Here is a 12027-nt window from a genome sequence, read left to right as displayed (position 1 = left end):
AGACTGCCATTCGAATGTGGCAGCTCCTGTCAGCAGTTGCCGGCCGTCCGCGCATGCCCGGCATGCTTGCAGCAGGGCCAACGCGCCACCTTGGCGCTATGCCGGCCGTGCCCGCCGCAACAGCAGCGTGTCATGTCCGGAGAAGCTGACCAGGCGCTCGTCCTGGAAGCCGAAGCGTCGCGCCAGCCGCAGCGAAGGCTCGTTCTCCGGTGCGATCAGGCAGACCGAGCTTTCGTGTGCGCCTTGCCCATCGAGCCAGGCGAGCGCGGCAGTCAGCGCCTCCCCGGCAAAGCCCTGGCCATGCGCCCAGCTTGCCAGAACCCAGCCGGCCTCGGGTATGCCACGGATCGACGGCTCGACCGCCCGGTGGAAATCGGCGAAGCCGAGATCGCCGACGAAGCGGCCGCTCGCCTTCTCGGTCAACGCCCAATAGCCGTAACCGAGCAACGCCCAGAGCCCGCGATAGCGCAGCAGCCGCATCCAGGCTTCCTGCGGCGTCGAGGGCTGGCCGATATGATGCACCACCGCCGCATCGCCCCACATCTGGCTGAGTGGCTCGAAATGCTCGACGCCGTGCAGGTCGAGGACGAGGCGTTCGGTTTCAAGGCGAATCGCTTCAGCCCTCCGCGAACTGCAGCCGGTAGAGCCGCGCATAGGCGCCGTCACGCGCGATCAGCGTGTCGTGGTCGCCTGTCTCGATCACCCTGCCTTCGTCGAGCACGACGATCTGGTCGGCCTCGCGCACGGTCGAGAGCCGATGCGCGATGACGAGCGTTGTCCGGCCCTTCATCAGCTCCGCCAGCGCCTCCTGCACCAGGCGCTCCGACTGGGTGTCGAGCGCGCTGGTCGCCTCGTCGAGCAAGAGGATCGGCGCATCCTTGAGGATGGCACGGGCGATGGCGAGCCGCTGGCGCTCACCGCCGGACAGCCGCGAGCCGCGCTCGCCCACCCTGGTGTCATAGCCGTCCGGCATCGCCATGATGAAGTCGTGCGCCGCTGCCGCCTTGGCCGCGGCGACGATGTCGGCCTCGCTCGCACCCTGGCGGCCGAAGCCGATATTGGCGCGGACAGTGTCGTCGAACAGCACGACGTCCTGGCTGACCACGCCGATCTGGCCACGCAGGCTGCGCAGGGTCGCATCGCGGATATCCTGTCCGTCGATCTCGACTTTGCCGTCGCTGGGATCGTAGAGCCGCGGCACCAGCGCCAGCATGGTCGACTTGCCCGAGCCAGAGCGGCCGACCAGCGCCGTGGTCTTGCCGGCTTCGGCGACGAGGTCGATGCCTTCGAGTCCGCGCTGGTCGTCGCGATAGCGGAAGCGCAAGTCGCGGAACGCGACCTCGCCGCCGCTCACCGCGAGGGGCCTGGCGTCTGGACGCTCGGTGATCAGCGGCTTCTCGTCGATCAGCGCGTAATAGCGCTTCAGCGAGGCGCCGGCCTCCTGGACGATGGCGTTGAGGTTGCCGAGCGAGCGCATCGGCTGGGCCGCCAGCAGCAGCGCCGAGACATAGCCGGTGAAGTCGCCGACCGTGGAACTGCCCGAGGTGATGCGCACGCCGATTGCCGAGAGCACGCCGGCGACCGCGAGCCCGCCGGCGACCTCGAGCAGCGGGTCGAGCCGGCCGCGCGCATTGGCCGCCTTCATCTTCAGCGTCCGGATCGTCTCGAAGGCTCCCGCCGCGCGCGCCTTGAGATAGGGCTCGAGCGAATCGGTCTTGGCGACGCGCGCGCCCTGCAGGCTCTCGGTGACGAGACCCGCCATGATGCCGGTCTGCTCCTGCTGCGACATCGCCATGCGACGCAGCTTCTTGCCGATCCGGCCGATCGGCCGGGCGACGACCGGCGCGATCAGGAGCACGACCGCCGTCATCTTCCAGTCGATCCACAGCATGGCGCCGACCAGTGCGATCGCCGTCATCACATCGCGGATCGCGATGTTGACCAGCCGCGTCAGCGCCTCCTTGACGAAAGTGAAGTCGGTGGTGAAGCGCTGCGTCAGCGAGGCCGGGTTCTCTCTTTGCAGCTGCGACAGGTCTGCGTCGATCAGGTGCGCATAGAGCGCACTCTGCATGTCGGCCTCGATCCGGCTGACGACGCTGTTGGTCATCACCGTCTGGGTCAGCAGCGAAAAGCCCTTGATCGCGGTGACGATCACCACGACGACGGCAACGGCGTTGACGACGCCGATCTCGAAATCGATCGACTTCGACACCAGCCGCTCCATGCGGCGCACGAAGCCGGTCGCCTCGGCCCCGATCGGGTCGGCGAAGGCGTCGAAAGCCGCCTTGATCAGCAGTGGATAGAAGCTCGTCGTCGCCGCGATGACCACGACGAGACCGAGGATGGCGAGGAGTTGCGGCGTGTATTGCCGTCCGCGCTCGTGCCAGACTCGGGCGAAGAGCGCAAAGGTGTCGTCGGTGACGCGGCCGATCTTCATGGGGCGCGGCCTAACATGGCCGCCATGCGAGCGCCACTGCCGGTCTTGCTCCGGACACGAAGCTGACGTCCGATGGCCATGAGTTGATTCATCAGATTCGAGAGCACATGCCCCTTTCCCCGCCGGCTCGGCCCGGACAATCCTTCGCCGAGATCGATACGCCTGCACTGATCATCGATCTCGATGCCTTCGAGCGGAATCTCGTCACCATGGCGGCTTTCGCCGAGGCGACCGGCGTGCGGCTGCGCCCGCATGCCAAGACCCACAAGAGCCCCGAGATCGCCCTGCGGCAGATCGCCCATGGTGCCGTCGGGCAATGCTGCCAGAAGGTCGGCGAGGCGGAGATCCTGGTCGCCGGTGGCGTCACCGACGTGCTCGTCACCAACGAGATCGCCGGCGCTGCCAAGCTCGACCGGCTGGCCAAGCTCGCCCGCGAGGCCCGCATCGGCCTCTGCGTCGACCATGTCGACGGCGTGCGCGAGGCGGCCGAGGCGGCGGCGCGCAACGATGTCGTCCTCGACGTGCTGGTCGAGCTCGACATCGGCGGGCGCCGCTGCGGCGTCGCGCCCGGCGAGGCGGCGGTCCGGCTCGCCGAAGCGGTGGCACGCAGCAACACGCTGCGCTTCCGCGGCGTGCAGGCCTATCACGGCTCGGCTCAGCACATGCGCTCGGTCGACGAGCGCAGCGAGGCGGTCGAGCGCGCCGGGCTCCTCACCCGCAATGTGATCGAGCGGCTGTCCCATGCCGGCCTCACCTGCGACACCGTCGGTGGCGCCGGCACCGGCACCTTCGACCTCGAGGGCCGCTCGGGCATCTGGAACGAGCTGCAATGCGGCTCCTACATCTTCATGGACGCCGACTATGCCCGCAACCGCATGGCCGACGGCTCGACCTTCCACACCTTCCAGCATGCGCTGTTCGTGCTCGCCGGGGTGATGAGCAAGCCGACCCCGGACCGCGCCATCGTCGATGCCGGCCACAAGGCCGCAGCGATCGATTCAGGCATGCCGGTGCCCTGGCAGCGCGATGGCGTGATCTACACAAAGCCCTCCGACGAGCACGGCATCCTGACCGGAGACCCTGTCGCCGTGCCGCATCGCGGCGAGCGCGTACTGCTCGTGCCCGGCCATTGCGACCCGACCGTCAACCTGCACGACTGGTTTGTCTGCGTGCGCGGTCTCAATGGCCCCGACGCCCATGTCGAGGCGGTCTGGCCGGTCGCGGGGCGCGGGGCGCTCAGCTGATTCCAGCAGGCATGATGTCGTCCGAAAACCGGCGTCCACTTTTCGGCATCATGCCCTGATGCTGGCGGAACTGGCGCTGCATGCCCTGACGCCGGCCGCGCCGCTGGCACGCCGGTTCGGCCTGTTGCGGGAGGGCGTCGCGCTCTGGTCGCGCGGCCGGCGCCAGCGTAAGGCCTGGGAGCCGCATCAGGCCCGCTGCCGCACCCTGATCGCCGAGGTCGCAGCCTCCCTGCCCCGGCGGCGCAAGGTCGTGGTGCTCGGCTCCGGCCCCGCCCGCGACATCCCGCTGGACGCCCTCTGCGCCAGCTTCGACGCGGTCGTGCTCGTCGACATCGTCCATCTGCCGCCGCTGCGCCTGAAGCTCTGGCGGCAGCCGAACATCAGCCTCCTCAGCCGCGACCTTACCGGCGCGATGGCCTGGCTAGCTGGCGACGTTGAGAGCCGGCAGGACCCGCTCGCCGATCTCGTCGCCGACGATGCCGTAGACCTTGTCATCTCCGCTAATCTGCTGTCGCAGCTCGCCTGGCCAGTGGCAGACTGGCTTGAGGACAATCCCGCCCGCGCCGCTGCCCTCCCCAACGATCTCCCGGCCCGCTGCATCGCCTCGCATCTCGATGATCTCTCCCGCTTCAAGGGCCATGTCTGCCTGATCAGCGATGTCGAGATGGTCGAGCGCGACCGCAGCGGCGCGATCCATGAGCGGCTCGACCTGATGTACGGCGTCACGCTGCCGAAGGAGGATGAGAGCTGGCTCTGGCCGGTCGCGCCCTTCGGCGAGGCCGAGCGCGAGCGGGAATATGTGCACAAGGTCTGCGTTTGGCGACGATACGAGGGCCGATCGTCAGCCCTCTGACACCGTGTAGACCTTGTGGACCACCCCGTTCTCGGTTCTGTGGGTCCGAAAGCCTCGCGCCTCGTAATAGGCAAGGCCCATCGGGTTGTCGTCCCGGATAGCGGCGTCGATCCGGCCAATGCCCGCCTCCGAAGCAGCCTGCCGCGTGACCGCGAACAGCGCCGTGCCGACCCCCTTCCGGCCGGCGCGTGGCGAGACATGTGTCCCTATGCTTCCCCAGCCCTCCGGCGTTCCGTAGGGATCGCCGGTCCGGGCCCGGCGCAGGGACTGGAAACCGAGGACTGTCCCGGCATCGTCGAGCGCGACCGTGCAGGCAACGCGGTCAGGGTGGGCGATATAGGTCGCGAGAACGAAATCAGGATCACTGGGACGCTCTCGCCCGTATGCGGCGATGATGGCGCGCAGGACCGCGCTCATCGCCTCCGCATCGCCAGTGACGGCAGGTCGTGTGCGCATATCGCCGGATCCTTACGCTGCGAGTTCGCCATCACGCCACCGCCAGCCGCCGCCTGACGATCTCGGCGTGGAAACGCGCCCCATGGATCAACCCCGCATCGTCGAAATCATAGCGCGGATTGTGCAGCGGGGCGCTTGCGCCATTGCCGACGAAGGAGAAGCAGCCCGGCACATGCGCGAGGAAACGGGCGAAGTCCTCCGAGCCGGTGAAAGGCTCCGATACCACGGAGACGTTCTCCGCGCCCAGCACCGCGCGCGCCGCCTCCAGCGCAGCTTCCGTCTGCACCGGTTGGTTGAGCAGCGGCACGAATTCGCGGGTGTAGGTGACCGACTGCTCGACATTGTAGGCACGCGCGATGCCTTCGCTGATCACGCGCATCTGCGCCTCGATGTCGGCGCTGACTTCGGGATGGAAGCTGCGGGCATCGCCAAGGATGCGGGCCTGCCCCGGCAGGGCGTTGCGGGTACCATCGGTGATCAGCTCCGTCACCGAGACCACCGCGATCTGGGCCGGGCTAAGACGGCGCGAGACGATGGTCTGCAGGCTGGTGACGAGGGCGCAGGCAGCGACGAGCGTCTCCTTGCCGACATGCGGGCGGGCGGCATGGCCGCCGACGCCGGTCAGGACGATCTCGAAATTGTCCTCGGCCGACATGATCGGGCCGATACGGGTCTGGAACTTGCCGACCGGCAGCCCCGGCGCATTGTGCAGCCCGTAGATCTCCTCGAACGGGAAACGCTCCATCAGCCCGTCATCGAGCATGGCGAGCGCGCCGCGGCCCCATTCCTCGGCCGGCTGGAAGACAAAGCGCACCGTGCCGTCGAAGCCGCCCTCCTCCGCCAGCAGCTTCGCCGCGCCGAGCAGCATGGCGGTATGCCCGTCATGGCCGCAGGCGTGCATGACGCCGGGATTGCCGGAGCGATGGAGAAATTCACTTTGCTCGGGGATGCGCAGTGCGTCCATGTCGGCCCGCAGTGCGATCGCCCGGTTGCCGCTACCCCGCTTCAATGTGCCGACCACGCCGGTCCCGCCGACACCCTCGGCGACATCGTCGAGCCCGAATTCGCGCAGCTTGCCCGCGACGAAAGCGCCGGTTCGCCTCTCCTCGAAGCCGAATTCCGGGTGGGCATGCAGATCGCGCCGCCAGCCGGTCATCTCCTGCACGAGCTTGTCGGGATCGATCGTCACGGGCTGTCCTCGCCTGCTTCACTGAGGCAGAAGACTATGTCGATGCCGACGCAAGAGGCGCTGCAATTGCTCCGCCGATTTGCAAGCTTGTTTCACAGGCGATCATGGCCAGGCCGCACCGAACAGGCCTCGCCGAACGGCTGCCGAGACGCCATGTTCTATCCCTCGCTGCAAGGGCAGGCGATTCTGGCAGAGGCTGCCATGCGAGAAAGCGGGTAGGGATGGAAGTCATGGACTGGCAAGCGACCCGGCTGGGCGAGACCGAGGCCCCCCTGCCCGAGCGGACCGATGCCCGGCTCGTCTTCATCGGCCGCATCCGCACGCCCTTCGCGACTCGCGACGACTGCCCGCGCCAGGGCCGGCAGGACGGCCCTCTCTGCCGCGTCGAAATTGATCCGTATTGGCAGGCGGCGCTCAAGGGCATCGAGGCCTTCGCCGAGCTTGACCTGCTCTACTGGATGCATGAAGCGCGGCGCGATCTGCTGACGCAGACCCCGCGCGGCGGCGGCACGCTCGGCACCTTCGCCTTGCGCTCGCCGGTCAGGCCCAACCCGATCGCATTGTCGCGGGTCAAGCTCGAAGGCGTGGAAGGCGGGACTCTGCTGGTGCGCGGGCTCGACTGCCTCGACGGCACGCCGCTCCTCGACATCAAGCCGCACCGCTGCAGCCATTCGCAAGGGTCGACGGAAACCTCCCATGCCGCATCCTGACCGCCGCGCCGTCCTCGCCGGCCTCGGCGCGACGCTCGCCGCTCCGCGCCTCGCTTGCGCCGCGACCATCCGCGACGGCGCCGGCCGCGAGGTCCCGGCTCCCGCCAAGGTCGAGCGCATCTTTCCGGCCGGGCCGCCGGCGGCGATCCTGGTCTACACGCTCGCACCCGACCTCCTGGCCGGCTGGACACGCGCTCCAACGCAACAGGAGCGCGAATTCCTGCTGCCGGGGATCGGCGATAAACCCGAACTCGGCCGCATCACCGGCCGCGGCAACAGCGCCAATCTCGAAGCCGTGCTCCAGGCCAGGCCCGATCTCATCATCGATTCCGGCTCGACCGGGCCCACCTATGTCGAGCTCGCCGAGCGCGTGCAGCAGCAGACCGGCATTCCCTATGCCTTGCTCGACGGCCGCTTCGGAGAGACCCCGGCAAGCTACCGCGTCCTCGGCCAACTCACCGGCCGCAGCGAGCGCGCCGAGACGCTGGCGCGCTGGTGCGAGGACAGTTTCGCGACGATCCGCGGCCGCATCGCTTCGATCCCGGCCGGGAAGCGGCCGAGCGTCTACTATGCGCGCGGCCCGCGCGGGCTGGAAACCGGGCTTGGCGGCTCGATCAATGTCGAGACCTTGAGCTTCCTCGGCGCCCGCAATGCCGCAGCCGAGCAGCAGGGCAGCGGCCTCGCCCAGGTCTCGCTCGAACAGGTGCTGGCCTGGAATCCCGACGTCATCGTCACCATCGACCTTGCCTTCTTCGAGAGCGTGCGCAGCGATCCCAACTGGGCCGGCGTAAAGGCGGTGCGCGAGGGCCGCGTCCATCTCTCGCCGAAGCTGCCCTTCGGCTGGGTCGACTTCCCGCCCTCGGTCAATCGCATGATCGGCCTGTGGTGGCTGGCGCAGCTGCTCTATCCCGCACAATTCCCGGAGGACATCCGCAAGCTCGCCCGCGATTTCCATGCGCTGTTCTACCAGGTGACGCCGAGCGAGGCACAGCTCGACCGCGTGCTGGCGGGGCGGGGGTGATGCACTCGCCTCAACACGACCTGCACGTCTTTCCGGGGCATGCCGCAGGCCTGAGCCCGGAATCGATGAACACCGGCCTTTCCGTCATGGTCGGACTTGTCCCGACCATCCACGCCTTCGCTTCATTGATCGGGCACGGCGTCCAAGACGTGGATGCTCGCCACAAGGGCGAGCATGACGAACTGGAACAGCGTCGTGTTCGTGGGTTCCGGGCTCTTCGCTGCGCGAAGCCCCGGAATGACAGCGCATTTCCATCACCATGACCTCTTCCCTGCGCGGCAATCTGATCGCCCTTGTCCTGCTGGCGCTCGCCGTGCTCGCCGCCTTCGCGCTCGGGCGCTTTCCGGTCGCGCCCGGCGATCTCGGCCGCCTCGTCTGGTCGCTGGTCGCGGGCGAACCCTCTGGCCTGCCGACTCAGATCGAGACGGTGATCTGGAACATCCGCGGCCCGCGTATCGTAGCTGCGATCCTGTGCGGGGCGGCGCTCGCCATCGCCGGCTGCGCCTTCCAGGGCCTGTTCCGCAACCCGCTGGTCTCGCCCGATATCCTCGGCGCGTCATCCGGCGCGGCACTCGGCGCCGTCATCGGCATCTATCTCTCGCTCGGCCTCATCGGCATCCAGCTTGCCGCCTTCGCCGGCGGGCTCGTCGCGGTCGGCGCAGTTTACGCCGTCGGTTCGACGATCCGGCGCGGCGATCCCGTGCTCGTGCTGGTGCTGACCGGCGTCGTCGTCGGCTCGCTGCTCGGCGCCGGCATCGGCCTGGTGAAGTACTGGGCCGACCCCTACAACCAGCTCCCGGCCATGACCTTCTGGCTGCTCGGCAGCCTTGCCGGCACGGCCAAGCCCGATCTCATCCCCTTGCTTGGCCCGGTCTTGGTCGGCGCGGTCATCCTGCTGGCGCTGCGCTGGCGCATGAACGTGATGTCGCTGCCGGAAGAGGAGGCGCGCGCGCTCGGCCTCGCCACCGGCCCGCTGCGCATCGCCATCGTCGCCGCCGCGACTTTGGTGACCGCGGCGAGCGTCGCCGCGGCCGGCATCATCGGCTGGGTCGGCCTCGTCGTGCCGCATCTCGCCCGCTTCCTCGTCGGCCCCGATTTCGGCCGGCTGCTTCCGACCGCGGCGCTGCTCGGCGGCGGCTACCTGCTTGCCATCGACACGCTGGCGCGCACCGCAGCCCCGGTCGAGACACCGCTCGGCATCCTCACCGCGGTGATCGGCACGCCGTTCTTCATCTGGCTGCTGGCGTCTGCGCGCGGGGGCTGGTCGTGAGCCTCGAAGCCTCCGCCCTCGCCTATGGCTACCGCGAACGCGAGATCGGCCGCGACATCGCGCTCAACCTTGCCGGCGGCGAGGTGCTTGCACTGCTGGGTCCGAACGGTCACGGCAAGACGACGCTGCTCAAGACCCTGCTCGGCCTGCTGCCGGCCAAGGCGGGTTCGCTCACGCTGGACGGCCAGCCATTGGCTGCACTTTCCGTCGGCGAGCGGGCCCGCGCCCTCGCCTATGTGCCGCAGGTGCATGCCGGCACCTTCGCCTTCTCGGTCAGCGAGATCGTGCTGATGGGCCGCACCGCCCGCTCCAGCCTGTTCGCAGCCCCCTCGGCGCATGACCGCGAGATGGTGCAGGCGATGCTGCAAAGGCTCGGCATCGAACATCTGGCCGCACGCCCCTATACCGAGATCTCCGGCGGCGAACGCCAGCTCGTCATGATCGCCCGCGCCCTCGCCCAGGAGCCGCGCTACGTCATCCTGGATGAGCCGACCGCGAGCCTCGATTTCGGCAACCAGGGCAAGGTGATGAGCCAGATCCGCCGCTTCGCCGGCGAAGGCCTCGGCGTGCTCTTCACCACCCATGATCCCAACCAGGCGCTGCGCTATGCCGACCGTGCGCTGCTGCTGCGCGACGGCCGGGCGCTCGCCAGCGGCAAGGCGAACGAGCTCATGACGCCGGAACGACTGGCCGCGCTCTATGGCGTCGCGATCGAGACCGTCATGGGCCACGACGGCAGGCTCGCCTTCCTGCCGGGCTGAGCGGCATCTCGCCGCAAGCGCCGATCCCGTCGCAATCTCCCGGTCCTGTTTACCTCGGATCAGAACATGGCGTGAGATCGTCGCGCCGCCGGCGGGCTTGCCCGCTTTCGGTGGCACGATCGGCCGGCCTTTGCGATGCCTGGGGGACAGTGAATGAAGCGCATCATCGGAGCCGCGCTCCTGGTCGGACTTGCCGCCATCGCAGGCGTGTCGGGAGCACGTGCCCAGCAGCCGACCCAGGCTTCGATCGAGGCGTTGCTGCCGGAGTTCGAGAAGCAGGTCGCCGAAGGCATGAAGGCCTTCTCGGTGCCCGGCGTCGCCGTCGGCATCGTCCATGACGACAAGCTGATCTACGGCAAGGGCTTCGGCGTCCGCGAACTCGGCAAGGCCGAGCAGATCACGCCCGAGACGATCTTCCAGGTCGGCTCGACCACCAAGGCCTTCCTCGCCACCACCCTGGCGCAGGCGGTCGATGCCGGCCGGCTCGGCTGGAACGATCCGGTGATCGACCACATCCCCGAATTCCAGCTCGCCGACCCCTGGATCACCCGCGATTTCCGCGTGCTCGACCTCGCTGCCCAGCGCTCCGGCCTGACGCCTTACGTCAACGACGCGCTCACCATGCTCGGCTACGACAAGCAGACGCTGATCCGCTCACTGCGCGTCGCGCCGCAGCTCGGACTGTTCCGCTCCGATTTCCGCTATCTCAACATCCCGCATGTCGTCGGCGGCGAGATCGTGGCCAAGGTCAACGGCGCGCCGTCCTGGTTCGATTCCCTGCAGAAGAGCGTGCTGGCCCCGCTCGGCATGAACGCGACCACGGCCACGGCCGAGGCGATCACCGCGGCACCCAATCATGCCCAGGGCCACCGCCTCGCCGACAAACCGGTCGCCGTGCCCTTCCACCCGTCCTTCCCCTATGCGCTCGGCCCCGCCGGGGCGCTGAACTCGAACATCCCCGACATGGCCAAATGGCTGCGCCTGCAGCTCGGTCGCGGCCAGTTCGAGGGCAAGGTCCTGGTCTCCGAGGACAATCTCGACGTCACCTGGACGCCGCGCGTCGCCATGAACGAACGCACCTCCTATGCCGTCGGCTGGGTCGCGACCGCGACGCCGCGCGGCCGGATCATCTGGCACAATGGCGGCACCTCCGGCTTCGGCGCGCATGCCGGCTTCCTGCCCGATGGCAGGACCGGCATCGTCATCCTGACCAATCTCGAGAATCTCGGCCTGCCGGACGCGCTGGCAATGTGGTTCTACGACCGGGTCCTCGGCAACCCCGCCGTCGACAATGTCGCCCTCGCGGCTGCCGCCACGAAGAAACGCCGCGAGGCGGCGCAGGCCGAGGCCGCGGGTTTCGTACCCGGCCCCCTGTCGTCGCTCGCCGCCGGCTTCGCCGGCAGCTATGCCTCGCCGATCCTGGGCGACGCGACCGTGGCGCTCGCCAACGGCAAGCTCAGCCTGACGCTGGAGAGAACCGAGGCGCAGCTGCTGCTGGAGCCGAACAAGGATGATCCTTACCTCTTCCAGGCGCGCCTCGCGCCGGTCGGCGCCTTCGTCGCGCCCGCCGCGATGTCAGGCGACGAGCCCTTCGTCCGCCTGCGCTTCGAGACCGACGCCGCCGGCAAGATCGCGCAGATGCGCTGGCTCAGCCCCGAGCTGCCGCACAACTTCGCGCGCGCTGCCCAGTGACGGGAAGGAGCATCATCATGACGACCCGATCCGTTCTCCTGTCGTTCGCCATCGCCCTCGCCGCCAGCTCTGGCGCCTCGGCTACGCCGGCCTTCATGCCTCTTCCGGAAATCACTCCCGCGCTGCCGGTCGAGCCAGCCCGCTCGGCCCTGCGCAAGTTCTTCGACGCACTCGGCGACGATGACGTTCATGACGATCACTACGACTGGAACGACTATCGCGACGCGACCTCGCGCAAGGACCGCATCCGCGACTGGCAGCGCATGCAGCTCGACGCGCAGCGAGATTACTGGCGCCAACAGAAGGACATGCAGAAGCGGGCGATCAAGGCCCAGCGCGGCTGGTAGGCAGTCATCGCAGCAGCCGCGTCAGACTTTGGCAGGAAACCGTCCCA

At 68.5% G+C, this 12027-nt stretch carries 12 protein-coding genes; 8 read left to right on the top strand and 4 right to left on the bottom strand.

What is annotated here, in order from left to right; genetic code table 11:
* Nucleotides 1–96: 96 nt before the first annotated feature.
* Together AC3WLC_RS05160 and AC3WLC_RS05155 are read right to left on the bottom strand one after the other, a co-directional pair.
* Complete coding sequence (locus AC3WLC_RS05160; RefSeq protein ID WP_493682853.1) at nt 97–654, bottom strand: GNAT family N-acetyltransferase; 558 nt, start codon at nt 652–654, stop codon at nt 97–99.
* On the bottom strand, nt 617–2437 hold the full coding sequence (locus AC3WLC_RS05155) for an ABC transporter ATP-binding protein (RefSeq protein ID WP_493682852.1): 1821 nt from the start codon (nt 2435–2437) through the stop codon (nt 617–619). Before AC3WLC_RS05155 ends, AC3WLC_RS05160 begins: the two co-directional genes overlap by 38 nt.
* A gap of 107 nt (nt 2438–2544) precedes the next feature.
* Between AC3WLC_RS05155 and AC3WLC_RS05150 the strand changes: the two genes are divergently transcribed.
* Nucleotides 2545–3681, top strand: coding sequence for a DSD1 family PLP-dependent enzyme (locus tag AC3WLC_RS05150; protein WP_493682851.1), 1137 nt, complete (start codon nt 2545–2547; stop codon nt 3679–3681).
* Nucleotides 3682–3739: 58 nt separating this feature from the next.
* Entirely contained in the window at nt 3740–4534 is a 795-nt protein-coding gene (locus AC3WLC_RS05145; protein ID WP_493682850.1) for a hypothetical protein, read from the top strand.
* Here the strand turns inward: AC3WLC_RS05145 and AC3WLC_RS05140 are convergent.
* Together AC3WLC_RS05140 and AC3WLC_RS05135 are read right to left on the bottom strand one after the other, a co-directional pair.
* Complete coding sequence (locus tag AC3WLC_RS05140; protein ID WP_493682849.1) at nt 4523–4990, bottom strand: GNAT family N-acetyltransferase; 468 nt, start codon at nt 4988–4990, stop codon at nt 4523–4525. The two genes, AC3WLC_RS05145 and AC3WLC_RS05140, sit on opposite strands and share 12 nt — an antisense overlap.
* A gap of 31 nt (nt 4991–5021) precedes the next feature.
* A complete protein-coding gene (locus AC3WLC_RS05135; protein ID WP_493682848.1) occupies nt 5022–6179 on the bottom strand; it encodes a M20 aminoacylase family protein in 1158 nt (385 codons plus the stop codon).
* A 230-nt stretch (nt 6180–6409) separates the two neighbouring features.
* On the opposite strand from AC3WLC_RS05135, the gene tsaA reads away from it, so the two are divergent.
* The 6 genes from tsaA (at nt 6410) to AC3WLC_RS05105 (ending at nt 11980) form a co-directional block, all read left to right on the top strand.
* Entirely contained in the window at nt 6410–6889 is a 480-nt protein-coding gene (gene tsaA / locus AC3WLC_RS05130) for a tRNA (N6-threonylcarbamoyladenosine(37)-N6)-methyltransferase TrmO (RefSeq protein WP_493682847.1), read from the top strand.
* On the top strand, nt 6876–7910 hold the full coding sequence (locus tag AC3WLC_RS05125) for an iron ABC transporter substrate-binding protein (protein ID WP_493682846.1): 1035 nt from the start codon (nt 6876–6878) through the stop codon (nt 7908–7910). The genes tsaA and AC3WLC_RS05125 overlap by 14 nt, the downstream gene beginning before the upstream one ends.
* Before the next feature lie 259 nt (nt 7911–8169).
* Complete coding sequence (locus tag AC3WLC_RS05120; protein WP_493682845.1) at nt 8170–9180, top strand: FecCD family ABC transporter permease; 1011 nt, start codon at nt 8170–8172, stop codon at nt 9178–9180.
* Nucleotides 9177–9941: an ABC transporter ATP-binding protein gene (locus AC3WLC_RS05115; protein WP_493682844.1), complete on the top strand. Its 765-nt coding sequence runs from the start codon at nt 9177–9179 to the stop codon at nt 9939–9941. The genes AC3WLC_RS05120 and AC3WLC_RS05115 overlap by 4 nt, the downstream gene beginning before the upstream one ends.
* A 153-nt stretch (nt 9942–10094) precedes the next feature.
* A complete protein-coding gene (locus AC3WLC_RS05110) occupies nt 10095–11633 on the top strand; it encodes a serine hydrolase (protein ID WP_493682843.1) in 1539 nt (512 codons plus the stop codon).
* A 17-nt stretch (nt 11634–11650) separates the two neighbouring features.
* Complete coding sequence (locus AC3WLC_RS05105) at nt 11651–11980, top strand: hypothetical protein (protein WP_493682842.1); 330 nt, start codon at nt 11651–11653, stop codon at nt 11978–11980.
* Nucleotides 11981–12027 lie beyond the last annotated feature (47 nt).

The sequence above is a fragment of the Allobosea sp. GW821-FHT03A12 genome (genome assembly GCF_058986765.1).
The sequence above is the reverse complement of the archived record's forward strand: the minus strand, read 5'-3'. Positions and strand labels throughout refer to the sequence as shown.